The 25,999-nt window shown below is 66.8% G+C and carries 24 protein-coding genes and 2 pseudogenes; 22 read left to right on the forward strand and 4 right to left on the reverse strand.

The window, feature by feature from the left end; all coding sequences use genetic code 11:
• Nucleotides 1-103 precede the first annotated feature (103 nt).
• The 18 genes and pseudogenes from EV371_RS21590 to EV371_RS21670 all read left to right on the forward strand — a co-directional run.
• A pseudogene (locus tag EV371_RS21590) lies at nt 104-640 on the forward strand (DDE-type integrase/transposase/recombinase); the annotation flags it as partial.
• A gap of 292 nt (nt 641-932) precedes the next feature.
• A complete protein-coding gene (locus EV371_RS21595) occupies nt 933-2,423 on the forward strand; it encodes a flavin-containing monooxygenase (protein ID WP_130463658.1) in 1,491 nt (496 codons plus the stop codon).
• 193 nt (nt 2,424-2,616) lie between these two features.
• A complete protein-coding gene (locus EV371_RS21600; protein WP_165436794.1) occupies nt 2,617-3,834 on the forward strand; it encodes an ABC transporter substrate-binding protein in 1,218 nt (405 codons plus the stop codon).
• Between the two features lie 25 nt (nt 3,835-3,859).
• Nucleotides 3,860-4,711, forward strand: a complete 852-nt coding sequence (locus EV371_RS21605; protein ID WP_165436795.1) for an ABC transporter permease subunit — start codon at nt 3,860-3,862, stop codon at nt 4,709-4,711.
• A 104-nt stretch (nt 4,712-4,815) separates the two neighbouring features.
• A complete protein-coding gene (locus EV371_RS21610) occupies nt 4,816-5,787 on the forward strand; it encodes an ABC transporter permease subunit (RefSeq protein WP_165436796.1) in 972 nt (323 codons plus the stop codon).
• A 57-nt stretch (nt 5,788-5,844) separates the two neighbouring features.
• Nucleotides 5,845-6,501 carry an ATP-binding cassette domain-containing protein gene (locus tag EV371_RS21615; RefSeq protein ID WP_165436797.1) on the forward strand — a complete coding sequence of 219 codons (657 nt, stop codon included), beginning with the start codon at nt 5,845-5,847 and terminating at the stop codon, nt 6,499-6,501.
• On the forward strand, nt 6,498-7,193 hold the full coding sequence (locus tag EV371_RS21620; RefSeq protein WP_130463663.1) for an ATP-binding cassette domain-containing protein: 696 nt from the start codon (nt 6,498-6,500) through the stop codon (nt 7,191-7,193). Before EV371_RS21615 ends, EV371_RS21620 begins: the two co-directional genes overlap by 4 nt.
• Before the next feature lie 62 nt (nt 7,194-7,255).
• Nucleotides 7,256-7,774, forward strand: a complete 519-nt coding sequence (locus tag EV371_RS21625; protein WP_165436798.1) for a nuclear transport factor 2 family protein — start codon at nt 7,256-7,258, stop codon at nt 7,772-7,774.
• Between the two features lie 9 nt (nt 7,775-7,783).
• Nucleotides 7,784-8,581, forward strand: a complete 798-nt coding sequence (locus tag EV371_RS21630; protein WP_130463665.1) for an MBL fold metallo-hydrolase — start codon at nt 7,784-7,786, stop codon at nt 8,579-8,581.
• A 45-nt stretch (nt 8,582-8,626) separates the two neighbouring features.
• Nucleotides 8,627-9,508 carry a glucose 1-dehydrogenase gene (locus EV371_RS21635; RefSeq protein ID WP_130463666.1) on the forward strand — a complete coding sequence of 294 codons (882 nt, stop codon included), beginning with the start codon at nt 8,627-8,629 and terminating at the stop codon, nt 9,506-9,508.
• Nucleotides 9,505-10,410 carry an NAD(P)-dependent oxidoreductase gene (locus EV371_RS21640; protein ID WP_130463667.1) on the forward strand — a complete coding sequence of 302 codons (906 nt, stop codon included), beginning with the start codon at nt 9,505-9,507 and terminating at the stop codon, nt 10,408-10,410. Before EV371_RS21635 ends, EV371_RS21640 begins: the two co-directional genes overlap by 4 nt.
• A complete protein-coding gene (locus EV371_RS21645; protein WP_130463668.1) occupies nt 10,407-10,805 on the forward strand; it encodes a cupin domain-containing protein in 399 nt (132 codons plus the stop codon). Before EV371_RS21640 ends, EV371_RS21645 begins: the two co-directional genes overlap by 4 nt.
• 20 nt (nt 10,806-10,825) lie before the next feature.
• A complete protein-coding gene (gene pcaC / locus EV371_RS21650; RefSeq protein ID WP_130463669.1) occupies nt 10,826-11,224 on the forward strand; it encodes a 4-carboxymuconolactone decarboxylase in 399 nt (132 codons plus the stop codon).
• Between the two features lie 7 nt (nt 11,225-11,231).
• Nucleotides 11,232-12,104: an NAD(P)-dependent oxidoreductase gene (locus EV371_RS21655; RefSeq protein ID WP_486484737.1), complete on the forward strand. Its 873-nt coding sequence runs from the start codon at nt 11,232-11,234 to the stop codon at nt 12,102-12,104.
• A 41-nt stretch (nt 12,105-12,145) separates the two neighbouring features.
• Nucleotides 12,146-12,376, forward strand: a pseudogene (locus tag EV371_RS34535) (winged helix-turn-helix domain-containing protein); the annotation flags it as partial.
• Between the two features lie 26 nt (nt 12,377-12,402).
• Nucleotides 12,403-12,825, forward strand: coding sequence for an FCD domain-containing protein (locus EV371_RS33900; RefSeq protein WP_486484957.1), 423 nt, complete (start codon nt 12,403-12,405; stop codon nt 12,823-12,825).
• Between the two features lie 73 nt (nt 12,826-12,898).
• On the forward strand, nt 12,899-13,660 hold the full coding sequence (locus EV371_RS21665; protein WP_130463671.1) for a carboxymuconolactone decarboxylase family protein: 762 nt from the start codon (nt 12,899-12,901) through the stop codon (nt 13,658-13,660).
• A gap of 44 nt (nt 13,661-13,704) precedes the next feature.
• The gene (locus EV371_RS21670; protein WP_486484738.1) at nt 13,705-15,144 is read left to right on the forward strand and encodes an NAD-dependent succinate-semialdehyde dehydrogenase; all 1,440 of its coding nucleotides are present in this window, start codon (nt 13,705-13,707) and stop codon (nt 15,142-15,144) included.
• Nucleotides 15,145-15,253: 109 nt separating this feature from the next.
• On the opposite strand, the gene EV371_RS21675 is transcribed toward EV371_RS21670, so the two are convergent.
• Entirely contained in the window at nt 15,254-16,495 is a 1,242-nt protein-coding gene (locus EV371_RS21675; protein ID WP_130463673.1) for a PQQ-dependent sugar dehydrogenase, read from the reverse strand.
• Between the two features lie 285 nt (nt 16,496-16,780).
• On the opposite strand from EV371_RS21675, the gene EV371_RS21680 reads away from it, so the two are divergent.
• Nucleotides 16,781-17,248 carry a TrmO family methyltransferase domain-containing protein gene (locus tag EV371_RS21680; RefSeq protein ID WP_130463674.1) on the forward strand — a complete coding sequence of 156 codons (468 nt, stop codon included), beginning with the start codon at nt 16,781-16,783 and terminating at the stop codon, nt 17,246-17,248.
• A 77-nt stretch (nt 17,249-17,325) separates the two neighbouring features.
• On the opposite strand, the gene EV371_RS21685 is transcribed toward EV371_RS21680, so the two are convergent.
• Nucleotides 17,326-19,080, reverse strand: coding sequence for a glycoside hydrolase family 44 protein (locus EV371_RS21685; RefSeq protein ID WP_486484739.1), 1,755 nt, complete (start codon nt 19,078-19,080; stop codon nt 17,326-17,328).
• 55 nt (nt 19,081-19,135) lie between these two features.
• Nucleotides 19,136-21,067 (reverse strand): alpha-L-fucosidase, encoded by a 1,932-nt coding sequence (locus EV371_RS21690; RefSeq protein ID WP_207230570.1) that lies wholly within the window; start codon nt 21,065-21,067, stop codon nt 19,136-19,138.
• A gap of 665 nt (nt 21,068-21,732) precedes the next feature.
• On the opposite strand from EV371_RS21690, the gene EV371_RS21700 reads away from it, so the two are divergent.
• Nucleotides 21,733-22,458, forward strand: coding sequence for a FadR/GntR family transcriptional regulator (locus tag EV371_RS21700; protein WP_130463676.1), 726 nt, complete (start codon nt 21,733-21,735; stop codon nt 22,456-22,458).
• A 53-nt stretch (nt 22,459-22,511) separates the two neighbouring features.
• On the opposite strand, the gene EV371_RS21705 is transcribed toward EV371_RS21700, so the two are convergent.
• Complete coding sequence (locus tag EV371_RS21705) at nt 22,512-23,198, reverse strand: FCD domain-containing protein (protein ID WP_130463677.1); 687 nt, start codon at nt 23,196-23,198, stop codon at nt 22,512-22,514.
• A gap of 295 nt (nt 23,199-23,493) precedes the next feature.
• Here EV371_RS21705 and EV371_RS21710 point away from each other — a divergent pair, with 295 nt between their 5' ends.
• Nucleotides 23,494-24,810: an enolase C-terminal domain-like protein gene (locus tag EV371_RS21710; protein ID WP_130463678.1), complete on the forward strand. Its 1,317-nt coding sequence runs from the start codon at nt 23,494-23,496 to the stop codon at nt 24,808-24,810.
• A gap of 111 nt (nt 24,811-24,921) precedes the next feature.
• The gene (locus EV371_RS21715) at nt 24,922-25,983 is read left to right on the forward strand and encodes a substrate-binding domain-containing protein (protein ID WP_130463679.1); all 1,062 of its coding nucleotides are present in this window, start codon (nt 24,922-24,924) and stop codon (nt 25,981-25,983) included.
• Nucleotides 25,984-25,999 lie beyond the last annotated feature (16 nt).

A 25,999-nucleotide genomic window follows, 5' to 3' on the forward strand; every position in this document is an offset into this window, starting at 1 on the left:
GGCCGAGGTTGTCCCGTCTTCCCGGGGCGTGAGACGGAACCCCGCGATCCATACGCTGGCATGGTGCACGCGACGCCGCCCTCCGTAGCGGCTCTGGGTCGCCGACGCCACCCGCATCCCGTGCGGTGAGGGCGTGTTCTGGCTCGCCTCGTTCCGCGACGCGTTCTCCCGCCGGATCGTAAGGTGGAAGACCTCCGACCGCTGCGACACCGACCTGATCCTCGCCGCCCTCGGATACGGCATCTGGTCCCGCGATGTCCGCGACGGCCAGTTGATCCATCACAGCGACAAAGGATCGAACTATACGTCCTTCCGCTTCGCGGAACGCTTACAGGACAACGGGATCCTGCCCTCGATGGGCTCCGTCGGCGACTCGTACGTAGTCGAGGGTGAGCACCAGCTCGGGCCACCGCGCTTCGCCTGGATCGGCTCGGGCGAGGCGGAAGGCAGCTACGACCATGCCGCCACGGTACGGCGAGACCCGCGTCCAGGCCCCGTCCCAGAAATTACCTTTCATTCCGGAGCGCCTCGACGTACCGGCGAACGCTTGACCCGTGGTGTCGGTCTGGACCGCGGCGGCGTCAAACGCCGCCGTGCGCCCATGTCCTGCCACGCCGCCCAAGCCACCGACGCACGCTGACCGCCGCTCACCCTGATCGAGGCCGTGACCAGGAGTAACCCGACCGCCAGAGGCCCTGCTTCGGGACGTCCAACGGACCGAAAGACGGCTGACGGACTCTATTGACATACAGTCCGACTGTCATACGATGTGCCGAAGCGTGAGCTCAGAGCACGTCAAACGCCGTCAGCACTCGTTCCCGGGCCGTGACTGGCTTCGACGCTGAAGGGACCGCCGCAATGCCGACGAGGGTGGGCGAGAACCAGCCGTACGACATCGATCGCAAGGCCCGGACCGCAGGGCGGTGCAGCCGATGACCGGCAAGCGACGCCGCGACCAGGTTCGCATCGCAATCGTCGGCGGAGGCTTCGGCGGTATCGGATCGGCGGTGAAGCTAAAGACCGCTGGTTTCACCAACATCCGGATCTACGAGAAGGAAGCCGGCGCTGGCGGCACGTGGCGGGTCAACACCTACCCTGGTTGCGAGGTCGACATCCCGTCGCACAGCTACTCCTTCTCGTTCATGGGTTGGGACTGGACCCGTACCCATGCCCGACAGCCCGAGCTCATGGCCTACACGGAGGCGATCCTGGATCGCTTCGACCTGCGCCCTCACTTCACCTTCGGCACCGCGGTCGACCTCGTCGAATGGCAGGAGGGCACCAGCACCTACCTGGTGCACACCAGCGACGGGGCGAGCGCCGAGTACGACGTCGTGGTCACCGCCGTCGGCTTCCTGAGCGTCCCGAAATTTCCCGAATGGCCCGGGCTGGACTCGTTCGAAGGCCCCATGTTCCATACGGCACGCTGGGACCACTCGGTGGATCTCCGGGGCAAGCGGGTCGCGGTGGTCGGCACGGGGTCGACCGCCGCGCAGGTGGTCCCCGAAGTCGCCAAAATCGCCGAACACGTCCACGTCTTCCAACGTGAGCCCGGCTGGATCAACGCCAAAAACGACCGGGACTTCTCGCCGCTCGAGCGCAGGCTCTACCACGTACCCGGAGCGGCCAAGCTGCACCGGCTGAAAATTTTCTACGACTACTACAAACGCTTTGGAAGCTTCGACGTCGAGTCCCGTGCGCAGGCGAAGACCCGGGCCAAGTCGGTGGACTTCATCCGCGGCACCATTTCGGACGAGCAGCTCGCCGCGAAGGTCACCCCGAACTACCCGTGGGGATGCAAACGGCCGGTCCTCAGCGACAGCTTCTACCCGGCGCTGATGCGGGACAACGTCACGCTCGTCGCCGCTCCCGTGGTCAGGGCGACGAGTAACGGGGTTGTCGATGCGGCCGGTGCGGAGCACGAGGTCGATGTCCTGGTGATGAGCACCGGCTTTCGCACCACCGATTATCTGCACACCGTCGAGGTGGTAGGTCGGGGCGGCGTGAGGCTACACGACTATTGGGAAGACCGTCCACGTGCCTACCTGGGCGTGACGGTGCCGAACTTTCCGAACCTGTTTCTGATCTACGGCCCCAACACGAACGGCGGTGGATCAATCATCGCGCAGGAGGAGCGACAGGCGGAGGTCATGGTCTGGGCCCTGAAGAAGCTCGTGCAGCGAGGCGCCGCGACCGTCGACACAGCCCCCGAAGCGCTGGACCGGTGGATCCGGTGGGTCGACCGGAAGCTCGCGACCGATGCCAGCGCCATGGAGGCCGGCTGCACGAACTACTACCACTCGGAGTCGGGCGCGAACGCCACCCAGTGGCCCGGCACCCATCTGCGGTACTTCGTCATGACGAGACTGTGGCGCGGACGAGGAATCGCCTTCTCGCCACGGGCCGCCGACAGTCGCCGTTGAGCAGGCATCTCGGATCGGATCTCGAACCGTCGGTGACGGGTGGCATCACCAGGGCAACGGGGCAGCGGCCTACGAGCCGCACAAGCGGAACGACACCAATCACATCGATCAATGCCCTCGACGGAGGCGTCGAGTCGAATCAGGAGTAGCAATGAACTCTCAAATACAGTATCCGAAGCTCTCGCGTCGGCAGATGATCAAGGGATCCGCTGGCGTCCTCGGGATGATGGCTCTGCCAAGCGTGTTGGCCGGGTGCGGAGGCGACGACGGCGGGTCGGGCTCCGACGGAGACCCGATCAGGATCGCGGTCACCTCGGCGACCTCCGGCGCGCTGGCGATCTACGGTCGCGCGGTCCTGGATATGGCACCCTTCGCCGCGAAGTACCTGAACGATGCCGGCGGCGCCAACGGGCGCAAGATCGAGCTCAAGATCTATCCGAACAACGGGGAGACGGCTGACGCCATCCGTGCGGTCGAGAGCGCGGTGCGCCAGGACGGGTTCGATATCCTGACTGGCTACTTCTCGTCGGCCCAGTCCGCGGCAATCCAGGAGTCGCTCGACCGCCTAGGGCTGCTGTTCATCGATCCGGACGCCCAGGCCGACGGGCTCACCGGCGCTACCTGCAATCCGCTCTACTTCCGCACAGTGCCCAGCGTGAGCATGAACCTGAACACCCTCGCCGATGGCGTGCGGGGCCTGGGCATCAAGAGCTGGAGTGCGTTGTGCTCGGACTACGCGTTCGGTCACGACGCGTACGACGCGTTCAAGCGCCTCGTCGAGAGCCAACCCGGCACCACGGTCGCGCCCGGGCACTTTCCGCCGCTCACCCATGCCGACTACGGGTCCTACATTTCTCAGCTGCTCAACGAGGGGACCACCGGCCTCTTCACCGGGGTCGCCGGCGCCGACGCCATCACCTTCTTCAAGCAGGCGAGCCAGTACGGCGTGCTCGACCACTTCGACGCCATTGTGGGGGTCAACAGTTTCGACGTACTGGTCTTCGACGCCATCGGCGACGCCGGCCTCGGCCTCTATGGTGTGCCGGGCTACGATCCCACACTCGACAACGAGCGCAACAAGAAGTTCGTCGAGGCGTTCAAGAAGGAGTTCGGGCGCGAGCCGTTCTACATCGAGGCGAACACTTTCGTCGCACTGGAACTGCTGCTGGCCGCTGTTGCCGAGGCTGACTCAACCGAAGCGACGACCCTGGCCAAGCAGCTGACCGGATTCAGCGGCGACACGATCATGGGCAATGTCGAGCTGCGCGCGGAGGACCACCAGATCCAGCGGGAGAACTGGTTCGGTCAGATCGTCCGCGACGATGCCACCGGCGGAATCAAGTGGAACATCACGGCAGCCGTCGACCGGGACAAGGTCTCCATGCCCGTGTCTCCCGAGTGCAAGATGTAGCGGCTTCTACCAAGCGAGGTCACTCATGGCAATTCAGCTCCTGAACGCGCTCGCCTATGGCTCGCTGCTGCTCATCCTCGCACTCGGCCTCGCGATGATCTTCGGGCTCGGCGGCGTCTTCAACTTTGGTCACGGCGCGCTGTACATGTTCAGCGCCTACACCGCCTATTCCCTCAGCTCGGCGGTCTCGTTCTGGCTCGCGTTGGTGACGGTCCCAATCGTCCTGGCACTGGTCGGCTACCTGGTAGACAGGGGCGCATTCAGGTTCCTGCGGAGCCGAGATCCCATCGAGTTGGCCATCATCACCTACGGCGGCGCGCTGGTCATCGAGAACATCGTCGTCATCGTCTGGGGGACCCAGCCCAAGGCGCTTGATCCGCCGGCACCCTTCGACAGGTCCGTCAGCGTGCTGGGTGACGCCTACCCGTCGTACCGGCTGTTCATCATCATCTTCAGCCTTGCCGTGGCGATCGGCATCGCCTCCTGGCTGCGCTATTCGAAGATGGGCCTGCACGTCCGGGCCGCAAGCCGCGACCTGGAGATGACCGGCGTCGCCGGAGTCAACACCGACAGGCTCAACGCCGTCGTCGCCGCCGTGAGCTTCGGCCTGGCGGGCGTGGCCGGGGTCCTGGTCGCTCCCTACGCCACGGTGAGCATCGACATGGGCGCGCGGATCCTCGTCATCGCGCTGATCGTCACGACCGTCGGTGGCCTGGGAAGCATCGGCGGAGCGGCGATCGCGGCCATCGCGCTCGGCCTCATTCAGGTGGCCGGCGACGTGAACCTCCCCGGCTGGTCCGCGCTAACGCCGTACGTGGTGATGATCGTCGTTCTGATCGTCCATCCGCGCGGCATCGCAGGAAGGATTGAGACATGACCTTGACGTCGGAGGACTCGATGGGGCCACGTACCAGGGCGGAAGAGGTCTCTGGGGGTGCCGATTCCCGACCGGGCAGGCCGCGCCTTCGGGCGAAGTGGGTGGTGAACGTCGCTCTGGTGGCGATCGGCTTTCTCGTTCCACTGGTCGTGACCGGCCCGTACCAGCGCCATCTGCTCGTCAACGCTGCGATCCTGGGCGTCTTCGGTTTGGGCGTGGCGTTCCTGATCCGGCGTCTGGGCATGGTCAGCCTGGGGCACGCGCTCTATTTCGGTGGCGCGGCGTACGCCTTCGGGGCGCTCAGCACGCACGGGGGCCTCGAGATCGTCCCGGCGCTGATGCTGGCGCTCGGTGTGGTGGTGGCGGTAGCGCTGGCGGTGGGCAGTCTCCTCGTAAGGTCCCGCGGCATTGCGTTCACCATGCTCACCCTGGCGTTTGGACAGTTCGTCTTCACGCTCGCAGGGCTCACCCAGACCCGCTCGGTAACCGGTGGCGACGACGGGTTGCCGGTGCGCATGAACGGCACGCTGCTCGGCCTCACCGCCCGAGACTTCTCCGACCCGGTCACCATGTGGATCATCTGCTGGGCGGTGGTGGCGCTGGCCCTCATCGCCCTGGGTCTCATCGGACGCTCCCGCTTCGGGAAGCTCCTCGAGGCGATCCGCGAGAACGAGGAGCGGGTCAGGTTCAACGGCTCCAATACCTACCTTCCGGTCCTGGCCGCCTACCTCGTTTCGGCGTTGGTTGCCGGCATCGCGGGTCTGCTTTTCGCCCTCTACAACTCCTTCCTGTCCCTCGACGTCCTCGCCTGGACCACCTCGGGCAATGCGCTGATCGTGTCCTTCATCGGTGGCTGCTGGGTTGCGTCCGGTCCGCTGTGGGGCGCGCTCATCTACACCCTCGGCAACGCGATGCTCGTTTCGGGTGGTCGAAACGAATGGCAGCTGTACGTCGGTATCGCGGTCATCCTCGTCATGGTATTCGGCAAGGCAGGAGTGGTCGGATCGTTGCAGGAGCAGTGGACCCGACACCGAGAACGCCGCCTACCACCGGTGGACCTAGCCAGGACGAACTGAGGCGGTGAGAAACAGTTGGTGCTTACGGTTCGCGACGTCACCGTCCGGTTCAAGGGTGTGACGGCGCTCGAAGACGTAGGGCTGGACCTCCAGCGCGGCCGCGTCCACGGAGTGATCGGGCCGAACGGCGCCGGCAAGTCGACGTTCGTCGACGTGGTTTCCGGGCGTCGACGCGGCGGCAAGGCGTCGATCATGTACAACGGGGAGAACGTGGCCGGCCGATCGATCACCTGGCGGCGTCGCCACGGCATCGCGCGATCGTTCCAGCGAACCAGTGTCTTTCCCGACCTCACCGTCCGGGCTCACTTCGAGCTGGTCGGCCACACGCTGCGGGACGAGAGCGTCGACGAGCTCGTCGTCGCCCTGGGGCTGGAGCCACTGCTGGACCGCAGGTGCGGACAGATCTCGTACGGCGACCAACGACGGGTCGACATCGGGATGGCGCTGGTGGGCCGGCCGGCGGTGCTCCTGGCGGACGAGCCAGGGGCGGGGCTGTCGCGCTCGCAGAGCCTGGAGCTGGCGCGCTTCATCCGACATCTGGCCCAGGAGCGCGACATGGCGGTGCTCTACATCGAGCACGACGTGGATGCGGTGTTCGAGATCTGCGATGACATCACGGTTCTCAACCTGGGCCGCGTCCTGATGTCCGGGTCCCCCGCAGAGGTGCGGCAGGACCACGGTGTGCGAGACGCCTACCTGGGGAGGGAAGAATGAGCGCGGTCCTGGCCCTTGACACGGTATCGGCGTTCTACGGGCCGGCGCAGGTCCTCCGGGACGTCTCCCTGTCGATCGAGAGCGGTGAAGCGGTTGCCCTCGTCGGACGGAACGGAGCCGGCAAGTCCACCCTCGCGATGGCGTTGTACGGGATCCCTCGCGTCGAAGGCTCGATCTTCGTCGACGGTGAGCCGCTGAGGCCCACCCGCGCATACCACGCGTCTCGGGCAGGCATCGCGCTCTGTCCGCAGGGCCGGCGCATCCTCTCCAACCTGACGGTCGAGGAGAACCTCCTCCTCGGCGCCGCACATGCCCGGAAGGGGCCGTGGAACCTCCAGTCCGTCTACGAGCTCTTCCCCATCCTCGCCGAGCGGGCGCGCTACAACGGTCATGCGCTCAGCGGTGGACAGCAGCAGATGCTCGCCATCGGCCGGGCACTGATGTCCAACCCCCGGGTGCTCGTGCTGGACGAGCCGACGGAGGGTCTGTCCCCGGTTGCGATCGACGAAGTCATCGCCGCGTTGGCCTCCATCGGCGAAACAGGGACGGCGCTCTTCCTGATCGAGCAGAACCTGAGGCTTGTCTCGCGCCTGGCACGCCGCTACGTGGCCCTGGTCAAGGGTGAGGTCGTGGGGACCGGAGAGGTGACGGGTGAGTCGATGGAGGAACTTAGGAGCACCGTCGGGGTCTGACCACGGTGGCCGAGACACGTACACGCAATCGTCAACATCGTCTACCAGGAAGGACAACAGAGGTGACGCAGGAAGCGGCAGTTGATCTCACCGCCGACACGCTGGCATTGTTGCGAATCGAAGGCTCTTACGCGCCCACCTACGACGGACGGCACGGGGAGGAGTGGGCCAACCTCTTCACCGAGGAAGGCATCTACCAAGCGCGAGTGATGGACGGCCAGGCGGGCAACTTCATTGCGGGTCGTGAGAACCTCGCGAAGTTCTGCAACGAGCAGCCGTGGCACGGAATCCACTACATGATGACGCCCAGGTTCGACATCGACGGGGACACGGCCTCGTGTCGGGTCCACTTCCAGTACCGGGCCATCGGGATCGTGGACGGGCGCGTCTCGATTCGCAACAGTTCGGGCGCCTACGACGTGGCGTATGTCAGGAGCACCGCCGGGTGGCTCATCGAGCGCCGAATCACCTCCTTCTTCGCCGAATCCAAGGAGGTCTTCTACGGCTGGTACCCCACCGCCGCCGACATGTCCGAGCCCTGGCCCTACCAGGGTGAGCGCTATGCCGACCGTCGTGTCTAGGAAAACCGGATGACTTCAGACAGATACCAGGTACTCGTCGTCAAGTTCGGCACCCGGTCCGCGCGAAAGAGCGAGGTCTACCTCAACTACCCGATCTACGGGCATCCGGACGAAGACCTGGACATGGACTACTTCTTTTGGATCGTCCGAAACGAACACCGCACCTTTGTGATCGACACCGGCTTCTCCCGGGACGGCGGCGAGAAACGGGGCAGGACATTCCTCGTCGATCCTTGGCGAGCCTTCGAGGCGCTCGGCGTACGCGGCGAGTCGCGGCCAACCGTCGTGGTCACCCATGCTCACTACGACCACATCGGCAACCTGAACCTCTTTCCAGAATCCGACATCGTCCTGACCGAGGCGGAGCTGCAGTTCTGGACCAGCGAGATGCGTTTCCGCAAGCAGTTCGCACATTCGGTGGAGTTCAGGGAGATCGACGACCTGGTGAAGGCACGCGACGAGGGGCGGACACGCACCTTCAACGGTCGACTGGAACTCGCCCCGGGCATCGAACTGCTGGAGGTCGGTGGACACACCCCGGGCCAGTGCATCGTACGGGTGAGCACGGCCGACGGCATCGTCCTCCTCGCCTCCGACGCGATTCACTACTTCGAAGAAATCGAGCGCGATATCCCCTTCGCCTTCGTCAGTGACCTGCCGGCGATGTACGCCGGGTTCGACCGGATCAAACAAATGGTCGCGGATGAGGACGCCATCCTCGTACCCGGCCACGACCCGGGCACGCTGGATCGTCTGACGGTAACCAGCGAGGGCGAGTTGTCAGGTTTGGTGGGAACGATCGGATGAGGTGGATCTGTGTCCCCTGACGGGCCGTTCAAGGCTTCAGATGGCGTGCAAGGGAACGGAGCAGCAGGGAAGTCCTCCCGGCTTGCCGGGAAGGTGGCGTTGGTGACCGGCGCCGCTGGGGGCCTCGGTCGGGCTTCTGCGGAGCGTCTGGCCGCCGAGGGTGCGAGGATCGTCGTCGTCGACATCGACGGAGACTCGGCCCGGCACGTGGCGGAATCGCTTCCGACCGAAGCGATCGCGGTCACCGCCGACGTCTCGAGCGAGAGTGACGTCGAGCGGTACATGGCCGAGGCGGTGGCGGCGTTCGGTCGGGTGGACCTCTTCCACCTCAACGCCGGCATCTTCGGCAGTTTCGCCGCCCTGCCGGACGTGACCGTCGAAGACTTCGACCGCGTTTGCGCGGTGAACGTACGCGGGCAGTTCCTTGGCGTCCGGGCCGCCTTCCGCCAGTTCCGGCGGCGACGCTCGGTCGGGCACATAGTGGTCACCGCGTCAATCGCGAGTCTGGGCGGGAGCGCCGACCTGCTGGCGTACCAGACCTCCAAGCACGGCGTGGTCGGCTTGGTGCGTGGCGCGGCGGTCTACGGTGGCCCGCTGGGCATCCGGGTCAACGCGGTGGCGCCGGGCATCGTCCCGACCGAACTCTTCGGGGCGGCTGGATCGATGGTCGGTGGCAAGAGCGACATGGTGCGCCGGGCGTCGACCACCCCGCTGCGGCGTGCCGGCCGGCCGGAGGAGATCGCGGCGGTGGTGGCTTTCCTGCTCAGCGACGACGCGTCGTACCTGACCGGTCAGGTCGTGTCGGCCGACGGTGGAGCGTCCTGGCTGAACACGCTCCGACCGTCCAGCGGCGCGGGTGCCTGGGACACGGCCACACTGGACCGCGCGTTGTACGGCGGCGACTTCACGCAAGGGGTGCAACAGTGACCGGACAGCGCGTGGGCTTCATCGGCCTAGGCAACATGGGCGGACGGATGACCCGCTGCCTGGTTCAGGGCGGCGTGGAGGTGCTCGGGTTCGACACCCAGGCGGTGCGGATAGCGGCGGCCGGGGCGGACACTGCGGCATCCGCCGTTGACGTCGTCCGCAACACCGAAGTCGTTCTGCTGTCGCTGCCCAGCAGCCGGGTGGTGGAGGCGGTCATGTTGGGCCCTGATGGGGCGGTTCACGCGGCCCGCGAAGGCCAGATCATCGTCGACCTCAGCACCTCCGATCCCGCCTCCACCCGCCACATTCACGGCCTCCTCGCAGCGCGGGGGGTGGCCTACGTGGATGCCGGCGTTTCCGGCGGTGCAGCCGCCGCGGAAAAGGGCGAGCTCACCCTCATGGTCGGCGGTGAGGAGCAGCCGCTCGACCAGGTACGGCCCGTGCTCGAGCACCTCGCGGCGAAGATCTTCCATCTCGGGAGTACCGGCGCCGGGCACGCGGCGAAGTTGCTGAACAACTTCCTGAACGCGATCGCGCTGTCGGCGACCGCCGAAGTCATGGTCGCGGGCAAGAAGGCGGGCCTGGACCTGCAGGTCCTGCTCGACGTCCTCAACTCCAGCTCCGGCGTCAACTTCGCCACCCTGAACCGCTTTCCGAAGATAATCCATGGTGACTATCTCAAGGGCGGCCTGACGAACACCTTGATGCTCAAGGACGTCATGGCCTACACCGACCTCGTCGCGGGACTGGGCGTGGCGAGCCTGCACTCCTCCGGTCCCCTTGCGGCGTTCGGCCTCGCCAAGGCCCTGGGGTACGCGGAGCAGATCAGCAACACGGTGGTGGACGCCATCGGCGACGTCTCCGGCGGCATCCGCCTGCACGATCAGAAGGAGGCAGCATGAAGATCACCAGGGCCGCCGAGCAGGCCGGCACCGCCGGCAAGCCCGGCTCGAGGTTCACCGGCAGCGTGTGGAACTACCTGACCATGCCGGCGACGGATGGCGTGACGATCAATACGGTCACGTTCTCGCCCTGCGCCCGGACGTATTGGCACACGCACGAACACGGGCAGATTCTCCAGGTTGTCGCCGGCCGCGGCCTGATCTGCACCGCCGGTGGGCAACCCGAGGTGCTCCGGGCGGGAGACACCGTCTGGGTTCCTGCCGGGGAGCGCCACTGGCACGGTGGCGCCCCGGATTCCTTCCTCACCCACACCGCGATCTCGCTCGGCAGGACCGAGTGGGCCGAGCCTGTGGCCGACGGTGATTACCCCACCACCGCAACCTCCTCGGCCTGAACTGAAGGGAGCACGACAAGATGACGGCGAACGGCACCCACCAGGAGTCGTACGAGCAAGGGCTCAAGGTGCGACGGGAGGTGCTCGGGGCGGATCACGTCGACCGGTCCCTGGGCAACGTCACCGAGTTTTCGCGGCCCATCCAGGAATTCGTCACCGAGTACTGCTGGGGCGGGGTGTGGTCCAGCGACGGTCTGGAGCGTAAGACCCGGAGCCTGCTGAACCTGGCGATGCTGACCGCCCTCAATCGCTCTCACGAACTCGGCGTCCATGTGCGGGGTGCGGTCAACAACGGGATCACCGAGAAGGAGATTCAGGAGACCCTCATGCAGGCCGCCATCTACGTCGGGGTGCCGGCTGCGCTGGAGTCGTTCCGCGTGGCGGAGCGGGTCCTGAAGGAGCTACGCGGCGATGAGTGACAGGTCGGTGGTCTTCATCGGGCTCGGGGCCATGGGCCTGCCGATGGCATCTCGACTGCTGGCGGCCGGGGTGGCGGTCCGGGGCTTCGACCTCTCTGGGACGGCACGCGCGAGGTTCACCACCGCAGGCGGGCAGACGTTTCCCGCTGCCGCCGAGGCGGCTGCCGGCAGCGACGTCGTCATCCTCATGCTTCCTGACTCCAAAGCGGTCGATGCCGTGATATCGCAGATCCGGGGCGTACTCGAACAGGGTGCCCTCGTGATCGACATGAGTTCCTCCGAACCCCAACGGACCCGGGAACTGGCCAGCGACCTCAGCAAGGATGACGAAGTCCATCTCGTCGACGCCCCGGTCTCCGGCGGGGTCGAGGGAGCCCGGGCGGGCACGCTCACCATCATGGTCGGGGGCGAACCCACCCAGGTGGAACGGGCCCGGGGCCTTCTGGAGCACATGGGCACCGTCAAGCATGCCGGCCCGGTGGGCGCTGGCCACGCCGTGAAGGCTTTGAACAACCTGCTCTCGGCGACTCACCTGTGGGTGACGAGCGAGGCTATCCTCGCCGGCGAGAGGTTCGGGCTCGACCCGAGGGTCATGCTTGAGATCATTAACGGTTCCAGCGGACGCAGTGGGTCGACGGAGAACAAGTGGCCCAACTTCATCCTGCCCGGAACGTACGACTCCGGCTTCACCCTGCGCCTGATGCTCAAGGACATGCGAATCGCCGCCGACCTCGCCCGCCAGGTCGGTCTGGCGAGCACCCTGGGAGAGGCGGCGATCGAGCATTGGGCTCGCGCTGACCGGCAACTGGGTCCAGCCGCCGATCACACCGAGGTGGCTCGGTGTGTCGCCGGCACCGACCACTCAAATCTGCCTGGCTAGAATACTGTCAGACAAAACGTCGAGCAATTGAAGAGGAACTCATGAGCCTGGCCCAGTCTTGGACGTCGGCGTCCGTGCAACGCACCGCCGCCCCATTGCGGGTACAGGTGACAGACGCCGTGCGGCAAGCCATCCTCGAAGCCAGGCTGAAGCCGGGCCAGCGCCTGGTGGAGCGGGAGCTCGTGGAGGGTCTGGGTGTTTCCCGGACCACCGTCCGCGAGGCGTTGCGAGAACTCGAGGCTGAGGGATTGATCATCACCATTCCCCAGAAGGGGGCAGTGGTCAGGACCCTGTCGAGATCCGAGGCCGAGGACCTGTACGACGTCCGAGCAGGGCTCGAGTCACTGATCGTGAAGCGGTTCGTCCACCGTGCCTCCCCCAGGATGTCCAGCGGTTGCGCGAGGCGTTCGACCACTTCGCCGAGGTGTCTGCGAGCCAGGCAGAGGTCGTGGAGGTCCTGATCGCCAAGGACAAGTTCTATTACAGCCTCATCGCCGGCGCTCGCAGCGACGTGCTGAAGCAGTTGCTGGAAGGCATCCAGAGCCAGGTGCAGGTCCTGCGGGCGCAGTCGCTGTCCCAGTCCGGACGCCGGGCAGGGGCCGTCGCCGAGCTGCGGGCAGTCGTCGAATCAATTGAGGCAAATGATGCGGAACGAGCCTCCGCGCTGTGCGCCGACCACGTCCGTTCCGCAGCACAGACCATATTCGCGTCGTTTGAGTAATCTGCGCCGTCCCGCCCGTTGAACGGACGGCCTATTCGCTCGCGCACAGCACGGGCAAAGGGATTGGTAATATATGTCGCTCACCGCTGAACAGAAAAAGCTCAAAAACAGGTTCATCGAAGTGCGTGGCACCTGGGGGCCGGTATGGGAGACCCTTCTCAACCTTGACTCCGATTTCCTCGCCGCCTATCTGAACTTCTCCGCCGTACCCTGGCGGAAGAACCATCTCGACGCCAAGACCAAGGAACTCATCTACATCGCCGTCGATGCGGCGGCCACCCACCTGTACGAACCCGGCATCCGCGAGCACATCCGAGCCGCACTTTCCCACGGTGCGACAGCCCAAGAGATTATGGAGGTTATCGAGCTGACGAGCACGCTTGGGATCCATAGCATGAACATCGGCGTGCCGCTGCTGGTCGAGGTGCTCGAGGAGGCCGGGCTGCGTGCCGGACCCGCGATGCTCACCGAGCACCAGAAGCAACTCAAGGCCGAGTTCACGGCCAATCGCGGGTACTGGCACGAGTTTTGGGACGAGATGCTCGAACTCGACCCGGAACTGTTCGAGGCGTACACCGAGTTCTCCTCCGTCCCGTGGAAGAACGGCACGCTGGAGCCGAAGGTCAAGGAGTTCGTCTACATCGCCTTCGACACCGCCGCCACGCACCTGTACGTGCCCGGCCTGAAGCTGCACATGAAGAACGCAATCGGGTACGGAGCCACGGCCGGCGAGATCCTCGAGGTCATGGAGATAGCCAGCGTGATCGGCTTCCACGCCGCGACAACGGCCGTGCCGATCCTTGCCGAGGAACTGGCCGCCAAGGAGGAGGAATGACTGAGCCGGGTGCCGGGCCGCTGGCCCCGGCCGAGCAGTCCGTGGTGGACACGATCCACAAGGGTCTTTTCCTGGCCGGCGCCTGGGTGGAGGCGTCGGGCGGGGCGACTCTGTCCGTGGAGGACCCAGCTACCGGGCTCGTCATTGCCGAAGTCGCCGACGCGACGCCGACCGACGGGGCCCGGGCCCTCGACGCCGCGGTGGCCACTCAGGCCGACTGGGCAGTGACCCCTCCACGGAGCCGCGGAGAGATTCTGCGCGCGGCGTACGAGGCGATGGTCGGCAAGGCCGACGAGCTCGCCCTGCTGATGACGCTGGAGATGGGCAAACCGCTGAGCGAGTCCCGGTCCGAGGTGCTCTACGCGGCCGAGTTCTTCCGCTGGTTCTCGGAGGAGGCCGTCCGCATCGCGGGCAGTTGGGCCATCGCACCGGACGGCCAGACCCGCCTGTGGACGATGAAGCAGCCGGTGGGCCCGTGTCTGTTCATCACCCCGTGGAACTTCCCGCTCGCGATGGGCACCCGGAAGATTGGCCCAGCGGTGGCCGCAGGTTGCACCATGATCGTGAAGCCCGCCAGCCAGACACCGCTGAGCATGCTCGCCCTCGCCCAGATCCTGGCGGACGCGGGACTGCCCGACGGCGTGCTCTCGGTGCTACCCACCTCCTCTCCACAGCAGCTCACGACCCCGCTCATCGCCGATCCGCGACTGCGCAAGCTTTCCTTCACCGGTTCCACAGCCGTCGGGAAGAAGCTCGTCGAGCAGGCGGCACACCAGCTTCTGCGAGTGTCGGTGGAGCTTGGCGGCAACGCGCCGTTCATTGTCTTCGACGACGCGGACCTCGACCACGCCCTGGACGAGGCGATGAAGGCCAAGCTCCGCAACAACGGTGAGGCGTGCACCGCAGCAAATCGTTTCTACGTGCAGCAATCCGTGGCACGACCCTTCGCCGACCGACTCGCCGAACGCTTCGCCGCCCTCGTCGTCGGTCGCGGCGCGGACGAGTCCGTGCACCTGGGTCCGCTGATCGACCGGAACGCTGTGGCGAAGGTTGCCAACCTGGTCGACACGGCCATCCGGGACGGTGCCCGCCTCCTGCACGGTGGCGCCAGCCCCAGCCAGCCTGGGTACTTCTATCAGCCGACCGTGCTCGCTGACGTTCCGCCGGACAGCACGCTTCTGCGGGAGGAGATTTTCGGGCCGGTCGCGCCGATCAGCACCTTCGACACTGACGAGGAGGTCACCGCTACGGTCAACTCCTCGGAGTACGGGCTCGCCGCGTACCTCTTCACCCGTAGCCTCGATCGGGCGGTGCGGATCAGCGAACGCCTGGAGGTCGGCATGATTGGCCTCAACCGTGGGGTGCTGTCGAACGCCGCCGCGCCCTTCGGGGGTGTGAAGGCCAGCGGCTACGGTCGCGAGGGCGGACGGGTCGGCATCGAGGAGTACCTCGAGACGAAGTACGTCGCAGTGCACATCAGCTGACACCACGCGGTCTCTCCGCCAAGGTGACCGGGGTGAACGGCCTTCGTGGTGTACGCCCTGCATGCTGCCATCCCGCGTCTCGCGGATGCGGTGCGATGGCCCCCGGGGTTCAGCGGTTCGTCGCCCCGCCGCCGGAGGCTGGTTGGACCCGCTCGAACCGCACCCGGTTCAGCCATCCCGGGAGGTCGCTGAGGACGTACAGCTCGCCGTGCACGTCGGTGCCGATCGCCGTGGGTTGGGTGGGGAAGTTGCCGATCGTGGCGGACTCGTAGCTGCCGTCGGACTTGGGTCGCAGGGCGAACACCCGGGTCGAGCAGTAGTCGCTCGCGACGTAGGTACCCCACGCCTCGGGGGTCTTGAACCCCCGGTACACCACGCCGCCGATCACCGAGCAGTTGTCGTTGTAGTGGTCGTACTCGAAGACCGGGTCGGTGTACCGCACACCCGGCCGGCATTGCTGCTGGTCGAAGACCGGGGTGCCCTCCCGGCAGGACCAGCCGAGGTTCGCCCCACCCTGCCACGGGCGGATGTGGTTGATCTCCTCGACCAGGCCCTGGCCGACGTCACCGATCCAGAGCGAGCCGTCGACCGGGTCAAAGGAGAACCGCCACGGGTTGCGCAGCCCGTAGAGCCAGATCTCCGGCCGGGCGCCCGGAGCGCGGACGAACGGGTTGTCGAAGGGCACGCAGTAGGGCTTCGCCCCGCAGGTGCGGTTGACGTCGATCCGCACGATCTTGCCGAGTAGGGTGCCAAGGTTCTGACCGGACTTGAACGGGTCGTTCGCGTGGCCGCCGTCGCCGAGAGACCAGTAGAGGTAGCCGTCGCGGCCGAACGCCACCTGTCCGCCGTTGTGGTTGCCGTACTCGGCGTGCTCCTGGGTGAGCAGCACCTGCAAGCGTTCAGGAGCGGTGATGGGCACTCGCGCCAGGGTCAGCGTGCCGGCCGGCAGGCTCGTGTAGGCCACGTAGAGGATCCCGGTCCGGGCGAAGTTCGGCGCCGGCGTGATGCCGAGGAGGCCGCGCTCGTTGTCCGACGTGTCGATCCGGGCGGTCAGGTCGAGTACCGGTTCGGCCGCCAAGCCGGTGTCGGGGTGGTAGGCGCGGACGGTGCCGTCCTTCTCCGCGATCAGCATCCGGCCGTCCGGCAGCCCGGTGATCGCGATCGGACGCCGCAGCCCGAAGGCCACCTGCTCCGACACCACGGTCAGCTCGGTGAGCGGCACCGCGCGCGGGTGGAAGGTGCCGGTCGCGACCGTGCCGGCCACCGAGGTCGGTGGCAACAGGAGCGCAGACAGCGCCAGAACGAGCAGGCCGGCCAGCATGGTGGCCGGGCGACAACGCCGCCGCGACATGTTTCAACTCCTCGGGCAGAGTGGAGGTTGCAGGCTGGGAACGTTCGCAGCCTATATTGATTTCCAGCAATATCCAACCCGGTCGGGAAGGCCTCCCTGGCCCAGCACCGACCGCCCCACGGCACGATTAGCGACTAGCAATGCTAGACATCCTGTCAGAAGCAACCTATTGTCGCTACGGAATCTAGTGTCGCTAGGAGTTCGCGGGTCTCACCAAGAGGGCGTGACCACGGGTCACCCGCTCCGGCCGAGGATCGCCTCCACCGAAGGGAACAGCCTCTCTCCATGCCCAGCTTCGAAATCACCCCGATCGGTACGGTCCGAAACGACAGGACGGAGGTCCAGCACACCGACCACTGGGGCGCCGTCCGCAGCACGATCATCATCGACGAGCGCTTCGGCGACGCGTGCCTGCAGGGGCTGGAGGGCTTCTCCCACGTCGATGTGCTCTTCATCTTCGACCGGTTTCCGGAGCACGACGACTTCCGCGAGCCGCGCCCGAGTCGCGGCCGCACCGACCTACCGCCCGTTGGCATCTTCGCCGGCCGCGCTCCCCGTCGACCGAACCGCATCGGGGTGACGTGCTGCGCGATCGAATCCGTGCGCGGCCGCGAACTGACGGTGGTCGGCCTCGACGCGGTCTCGGGCACCCCCGTCATCGACCTGAAGCCGACGATGATCGAGTTCCTGCCGGAGAACGTCCGGCAGCCGGCCTGGGTCAGCCACCTGATGTCGGAGTACTTCCAGCAGTGAGCGAGGCTCGACGGTGCAGCCGATTCCGTGCGCGTAGACCTGCCTGTCGGACGGCGTGCAGGGGTGGGGATCTCGGCTCAGTGTCGGTGTTTCGGCAGGACCAGCAGCGTGATGGAGTTCGCCGGGTACGTTGCGGTGACGCTGCCGCCCCTCACCCGGAGATCCTCCGCACGCGCGATCGAGGTGAGATCGGCGGGACTGTAGGTGAAACGCCGCACCTTGCCCTTGCCGTTGAATCCGGCGACCGACAACCGTGAGGTCAGATCGTCGCCCGTCTTGTTGATCACCATGACGGTCAGTGCCTTGTCGGACGAGCGTTGCGCACCATAGACCGCCAGTTGTCCCTGGTCGCTGCTGACCGCCGATACGCTCACGTCGCCGAACCGACTTCCGGCTCCGTCGTAGTTGCGGTACATCCGGAACGCGTACGCGCCGGGATCCGTCGGTTTGGGCTCGCCCCAGATGGTGGCCAGGTCGAGGCCCTCGCGGCCGAAGATTCCAAGTACGTCGGCCTGTGCCAGCGCACCGTTGATGTCGTCCAGCGCGCCCCAGTTGTACTCGGTGATCGCGACCTTCGTGCCGGGGTAGTACTGCGCGACCCACGCCTTCATCGTGCGGATGAACTGTAGCGGCGGCGCGTTGACACCGCCGGGGCCGATCCACGATTCCTCGACGTACGTCGGGTCCCACAGCGACCGGGTGGACCGCAACCGCAGCGCGTTGGCCTCCGGGTCCTTGCCGCCGCTGATCTGCGGGTAGTAATGCTGGTCGAAGTAGTCGAGGAAGCGCTTGCCGCCGTGCGCGTCGCTGAAGTCCTTCATGTTCTTCAGGTACCACTGGGACAGGTTGAGCCCGCCGTGCGCGGCCGCGTCCGCACCCGGGGCGCACCCGTCCAGCCCGGACGCCACCCACTCGCAGTAACCCCAGCCCGACGGGCCGAGCACCGCCGCGCTCGGATCAGCGGCCTTGACCGCCGCAGCGGTCGCCGTGCCCTTGCTGCCCAGTTCGTCGTAGGTCACGAGCTCGGGGTGCACGTCACGGTGCGTCGAGCTCCACAGCACCGGCTCGTTGTCGAGTTGGTAGATCGACACACCGCCCCGCGCTGCCCGGCCGAACTGGTCCACCAGATGCGACACCATCTCACCCGCGAACGACGCGTCCGCCGGGATCGAGGTGTCCGTGGGTACCGCACCGGTGAGGTTCGCGTCGTCGAGCCGGCCGTTGCCGCAGTTGGGGTCCCACGGGTCGAACGCGTCCTGGGTCGGGAAGCGGGTCGCCGGGAACCCGCAGGCGAACGGGTGTGACTGGGGCGAGTCCTTCGCCACCCACCCGATCAACGGCACGGTGACCACCTGCTTGATCCCGCGGTCCCGGTTGCGCTGGACGAACGCCTCGACCGTGTTGTCCGGCCCGGCCACGATGTTCTCGAAGTACCAGTCACTGCCGGTGTTGTAGGTGTGGTTCCTGAAGTTGTAGCGGCTGCTCGCGTTGCCGCCCCAGCGCGCCACCGGCATGCCGAGCTCGGCGACGAGCGCGGGATCACCGCCGTTCATGCCGTAGACATCCGGACTGATCGCATGCCGGGCGGTGGAGACATCCACGGACAGGGTGAGCCCGACGGCGACCGCCGGGCCGGCGACGGCCGGTGCGGGCAGAAGCCCCGCCACCAGGAGAGATCCGACCGCACCGATGGCCGTGGCCGACGCGAGCCCGCGCCGTCGTTGAACACCCACCAGAGACTCCCGCCACTCGCCAACCCAGAGCACGCCGAACCGGCTCCAGCATATTAGCGTCCATCTATCTACTGTCAATCGGTGCGACAGCGCAGCCACCGGGGCCCGGGCGAGACAGCCGCTCTCCCCCGGACCCGTCCGTGGCGTCGCGGGGTCAGACCGCGGCGATGGTCCATTGGAGGTTGGTGCTGGAATCCGGCGCCCACAGCTTCACCCTCGAACCGACCGTGGCGTCGCCACCACTGTCGAGTGCGGTGCCGGTGCCGCGGTTGATGATCTGGAAACGGCCGCTGCCGACGCTGTTCAGCCGCCACTGCTGGTTGTTGCCGCCGTTCCACGGCGCCTGCCTCGCGGTCGCGCCGTTGCTGCTGTCGCCCCAACTGTCCGCGACCATGCCATTGGTGCGGTTGACCAGCCGGTAATAGCCGCCGCCCAGGTCGACCAACTGCCACTGGAGGTTGGCGCTGCCGTCGTAGTTCCACTGTTTGAGCATCGAACCGGAGGCGACACTGCCGCCACTGTCGAGCACCAGGCCGGTGGTGACGTTGGTGATCCTCACCCAGCCGGTGGGGGTGCTGCCCCCGCCGAGTGCGGGGATCTGGCCGGAGAAGGTCAGCTTCACCACGTACGCCGGGGCGCTGAACGGAGCACTCCCGGGCATCGTGATGCGCAGGCCGGAGCCATCCTGGGTGGGGCTGGGCAGGTTGAGGTACGAGCCGGCGGAGGAACCCAGCAACTGCACCGTGGAGAGGGTACCGAGGTTGATCCGGTTCGAGCTCAAGGTCGTGACGTTCAGGGTGCCGCCCGGCCAGCCCAGCACGGTGACGTACAGGACGCGGTTGTCCTTGCTGCGGGTGAACCGGATGTCCCGGTTGGTCCCCGCCCGCGGCGTGACGAAGGAGCCCCCACCCATCTGTGTCGGGCCCTCCCCGTAGGCGGTCCAGGCCCGGGTGGCGTAGATCGACTCACCGAACCGGCGCAGGTAGTCACCGATGCCGAGCAGGATCGTGCGCTGCCCGGCCGGGATGGTGCCGTCCGCCATCGGTGCGATGTTGAGCAGCATGTTGCCGTTCTTGCTGACCCGGTCGATCAACGAGTGCAGCATGGCGTTGAGCGAGTAGTAGCCGATGCCCTGGGTGTAGCACCAACTGGAGCTGGAGATGCTGTCGTCGGTCAGCCAGTAGGGATGCTGGATGTCCGCCGGACCGCCGCGCTCGAAGTCGTACACCGATCCACGGTTGTTGAGACCGTCCTTGTAGGTGGTGACCACGTCCCTGTTCCACGCCACGGCCTGGTTGAAGTAGTAGGAGAGGAAGTCCAGCCGCCGCGACTCGTCGATCCGGGGCAGGTTGAAGTCCTGCCAGATGATGTCGGGCTGGTAGCCGTCGATGACCTCCTTGAGCTTGTCGTACCAGAGCTGCTGCTCCTCGGCGGCGCTGAGCTGCCCGTACAGCTTCCGGAGGCTGGCCGTCGACTGCGTCGGCACCCGCTCGTAGAAGCCGGTGAAGTTGTACGCGTGGTGCAGGGACACCAGCAACCTGAGGCCCTTGGAACGGATGGCGTCGGCATGCAGGCGCAGCAGGTCGAGCCTGGGTCCGGTGGCGACGGAGTTCCACTCGTTCACCCTGCTGTTCCACATCGAGTAGCCGTCGTGGTGTTCGGCCACCGGCCCGGCGAACCTGGCGCCGGCATCGGCGAAGAGCTGCGCCCACTCGTCCGGGTCGAAGTTGCCGCCGGCGGACCTCAGCCGCGGCGCGAACTGCACCCAGTTTCCGGCCCGGTCCCTACCGCCGTTGATGAAGTTGTGATACGGCCAGGTCGACGGGTCGCCGTACACGCTCCGGTGGTGGTTGTTCTCGTTCGATCCGCTGAAGTACATGTTCCGCGGGTACCACTCATTGGCGAACGCGGGAACGCTGAAGGCGCCCCAGTGGTAGTAGATGCCGAACTTGGCGTCCTGGAACCACTCCGGCGCCGGTGGATGCTGGTCGACCGACGACCAGGTCGGCGTGTAGCTGCTCGGACCTTCGGTGGCGTGGGCCTCGCCGACCCTCCACGGACCGGTGGCCGCGGCGGCTCCGGTCATCCCGGCGGTAACGAGAAGGCTACGGCGCGTGAACCGAAACGTTGACGAGGACATCGTGGCGGATCCTCCCGGAGGTTTCGCGGTGGGCAGCCGCATCAGTCATCACACGTTAAGTTACATACTTGCAACAGTCAATGTGTCCAAGCGAAGAACGCTGAGGGCCGTCGACTGCCACCATCCGCCCGTGAGCTGTAGATATGTAGACAGCCCGCGATCCCTCATCGTCAGCGGCACCAGCGGAGGTTGGGGCGATCTTGGCTCCCGGTGAGAAGAGATCAGATGTATCCGTCGTTTCGCTTCGCACTGCTGCGGGTACCGCCGCGCGCAGGCGCGCCCGCCCGTCGGTGCCCGGTCGGTTAGAATCCGCCACCTGGTCGCATCAACACCCACTCGGCGGGCCGTCCACCCGCCCGCCACCGTCCCGCCTGCCGCATCGGTTCCTATGACGGCCCGCGTCCGCCGTGCCGCGCCGCCCTCGCCGCGGCGACCGCCGGGAGTGGCCCGGTGGCGGCACGTGGAGCCGACCGTAAGACCCGCGTACGCGGGCAGGTGGCTGTGAAGCGTGAACCCGGCACGACGCCAGTCGATCAGACCGGGACCGTCCCCCCGCAAGGCGGGACTATCGATCGTGTGCTCACCAAAGCACACCGAAAGGTGACGGTGGCATGTCTCGCACTGACGAAGTGATCAACAGCATCAAGCGGATGATCCTGGAGGGGGTGCTCAAACCCGGGGATCGGCTGCCGGTCGAGAAGGAGCTCGCCGAGTCGTTGGGGGTCTCGCGCAGTTCGCTGCGCGAGGGGATCTCGGCGTTGTCGCTGCTCGGCGTGGTCAACACCCGCCAGGGAGACGGGACGTACATCACGAAGCTCGACGTCACCCAGTTGCTGGCTCCACTGGGCTTCGTGGTCGACCTCGAAGGCCGGGCCAACGCACGGCACGTGCATACGATTCGTCGGGTGCTGGAGTGCGAGGCCGCCCGGTTGGCCGCGACCCGGATCCCCGACGAGGCACTCCTCCAGGCCCGCGAGCTGCTGGACGAGGCGACCCGAATCGCGGGTGAGGCGCCGCGGTACCACGAACGGATCATCGAGATCGACATCCACTTCCACCGGATCATCGCGGTGCACAGCGGTAACCCGGTCCTGGTGGGGCTCATCGACGCGTTCGCCGGGCGCACGGTCCGCGGCCGGTTGTGGCGCAGCCTGCACGAGGAGGGCGCCGACCGCCGTACCCATGAGGAGCACCTGGCGATCTGGCGAGCGCTCGCGGCGCGTGATCCGGAACGGGCCCGGATCCGGATGGCGAACCATCTGGCCGGGGTCGAGGAATCTCTCTACGCGCTGGCGGACGATGAGCCGTTGCCCGGGCCAGGGCCAGGGCCACACTGACCGACGAGTCCCCGGACCGCCAGGCGGCTTCGGCACGCCCGCCCGCACGTGGCTCAGCGCTCCTCCGGCAGGCGGGTACGTAACCAGTTCTCGGTCGTGGTGATGTGCATCAGGGCGGCCGCCTGGGCCTGGATAGCGTCCCCGGCGGCCAATGCCAGGTAGATCGCCTCGTGCTCGCGCAACGTGCGCCCGGCGGCGTCGGCGTCGACCAGGCCGCGCCACACCCGGGCACGCAGGGTCCGGCTGGAGATGCCGTCAAGTACGGTCGACAGCGTCTCGTTGCCGGTTGCGGCTACCACCGCGCGGTGGAAGGCGAGGTCGTGCTGGTTGAGCAGCTCCACATCGTCAGCCGCGGCGCGCATGGCTTCCAGGTGGTCCTTGACCTCGGCGAGCTGCCGCGGCGAGATGCGGGTGGCGGCGAGGCCGGTCGCCGCGGCCTCGAACAGCCGCCGCACCTCGGTGAGCTCCAGCATGGTGTCGCCCTGGAGCAGCTCGACCGCGCCGCCGATGCCTTCCAGCAGCACCCGCGGTTGCAGGCTGGTGACGAAGGTGCCGTTACCCCGTCGCACCTCCAGCACCCGGGCCGCCACCAGTGCGCGTACCGCCTCGCGCATGATGTTGCGTCCCACCCCCAGCTCGGTGGCGAGCTGCTGCTCCGGCGGGAGCCTGGAGCCGGGCGGGAGCTCCCCCGACTGGATCAGCTCGCGGAGGCGTGTCATCGCCCTGTCGGTCAGCGACATGTCTCGACCCCTTGGTGGTCTCCCGCAGTGGTCAGCGGGTTGTGGATGGCCCGTGCAGGCAACCCTAGCAAGGTGATCCCATGTCTGGACACGAGGACTTCCGTCGATCCAGCGCACGCTCCCGCGCGACACGCTGAAGTTGCTGCCGGAGCCCCTGTTTCCGATCTGTGTCTAGACGTGAACCACGAGGACGGCTATAAAGACATCCCATGTCAGACGGTTCACTGGGCGACGTGAGATCGCGGACGGCAGCACCCCGGCCGGCAGGGCCAGCGAGTGGGCGGGGCGGACGGCCATGACCGAGGTGATCAGCGCGGTCGACGCGGTCGACGTCCGGTTTCCCACCTCTTCCGGCCTCGACGGCTCGGACGCGATGAACCCGGAACCGGACTACTCGGCGGCCTACGTGACCGTGCGCACCAGTACCGGCCAGCAAGGGTTCGGCCTGGCCTTCACCGTGGGACGCGGCAACGACGTCCAGGTGGCCGCGATCCAGGCGTTGGCCCCCCTGGTCATCGGGCTGCCGGTCGGGGACGTCCTCGCCGACCTGCGGGGCTTCTCGGAGATACTGACCGGCGACAGCCAGCTGCGCTGGCTCGGCCCGAACAAGGGCGCCATCCACATGGCCGCCGGCGCGATCGTCAACGCGATCTGGGACCTGTACGCGCGCCGGGAACGCAAACCGCTGTGGCGCCTGCTGGCCGAGATGCCGCCAGCGCAACTCGTCAGCCTGATCGACTTCCGGTATCTGCGGGACGTCCTCACTCCCGAGGAGGCACTGGAGATCCTCCAGCGCGCGCAGCCGGGACGGGCGCAGCGCCAGCGGCAGTTGCTCGACAACGGATACCCGGCGTACACCACCACACCGGGCTGGCTCGGCTACACCGACGACAAGCTTGTCCGGCTGTCCCGAGAGGCCGTACGTGACGGCTTCGGCCTGATCAAGCTGAAGGTCGGCGCGGACAATGACGCCGACGTACGGCGGCTGGCCCTGGCCCGGGAGGCGGTCGGCTCGAACATCCTGATCGCCATCGACGCGAACCAGGCGTGGGGAGTCGACCAGGCGGTCGCCTGGCTGAAGTCCCTCGCGCCGTACGACCCGTACTGGATCGAGGAACCCACCTCGCCGGACGACATACTCGGGCACGCCGCGATCCGCAGGGCGGTCGCGCCGATCAAGGTCGCCACCGGCGAGCACTGCCACAACCAGGTCATGTTCAAACAACTGCTGCAGGCCGAGGCCATCGACATCCTGCAGCTCGACGCCACCCGCGTCGCCGGGGTGAACGAAAACGTCGCGATCCTGCTGCTCGCCGCCAAGTTCGGGGTGCCGGTCTGCCCGCACGCCGGCGGCGTCGGCCTGTGCGAGATGGTGCAGCACCTGGCGATGTTCGACTACGTCGCCGTCAGCGGCAGCACCGACGGTCGCGTGATCGAGTACGTCGACCATCTCCACTCGCACTTCGTCGATCCCGTTGTCGTCCGCAACGGCCACTACGCGGCACCACTGAACCCGGGCATCGGCGCGCGGATGCATCCCGGGTCGATCGCGGAGTACCGCTTTCCGAACGGTCCGCAGTCGGCAACCACACCCTGGTCGGTCGGCCGGTGAGCCGGAGGATCGGCGCGACCGGCAGCCGTGTCCCGGGCTGGCCCCTCGGCCAGCCCACCGGCAAGCACCCTCGAAACCTCACGTCCGGGCATCTCTCACATAGGAGCCGTGATGAACCGTAGACCCATCGCCGTGACCGCGGCCGTCGCCATGTCCGTCGCACTGCTGACCGGATGCGCCGGCAGCGACAACGCCACCGGTGACGGCGGCGCCGCCGCGGTGGTCGGCGTCGACTACCCGCGGTCGGACACCGACTTCTGGAACTCCTACATCAAGTACACCCCGCAGTTCGCCACCGAACTCGGGCTGGACCTGAAGACGACCAACTCCCAGAACGACGTGGCGAAGCTGATCTCCAACGTGCAGTCCTTCATCAGCCAGGGTGTCAAGGGCGTCGCCATGGCGCCGCAGGACACCGCCGCGATCGCACCCGCCCTGCAGACCCTGGCCAGCAAGAAGATCCCGGTCGTGACCATCGACACCCGGCCCGACCAGGGCAAGGTGTTCATGGTCGTCCGCGCCGACAACCGCGCCTACGGCGAAAAGGCGTGCCAGTTCCTGGGTACCAAGCTCAACGGCGCCGGCAAGGTCGTCATGCTCCAGGGCGACCTGGCCTCGGTCAACGGCCGGGACCGCACCGAGGCGTTCAGCGAGTGCATGAAGAAGAACTACCCGGGAATCAGGGTCTTCGGCGAGGCGACGAACTGGGACGGCGCTATCGCCTCGCAGAAGCTGCAGATCCGGCTCACCGAGCACCCGGACATCAAGGGTGTCTACATGCAGTCCAGCTTCGCCCTGGCCGGGACGCTCCAGTTGCTGAAGCAACGCGGTCTGCTCACCGCGCCGACCGACCCGAAGCACGTCTTCGTGGTCTCCAACGACGGCATCCCGAAGGAGCTACAGGAGATCGGCGCGGGCAACATCGACGCCACCGTCTCGCAGCCCGCCGATCTCTACGCCAAGTACGCGCTCTACTACCTCAAGGCGGCCATCGAGGGCAGGACGTTCCAGCCGGGCCCGACCGACCACGACAGCACGATCATCCAGGTACGCGACGGGGTGCTCGAAGACCAGCTCTCCGCACCACTGGTGACCCTCGACGGCGGAACCTACGGCGGCGTACCGAGCCTCAAGCCCGATGACAGCTCCCTCTGGGGCAACAACATCGGCTGACCAGCCGCGGAGGAGA

The organism is Plantactinospora sp. CNZ321 (assembly GCF_004217235.1).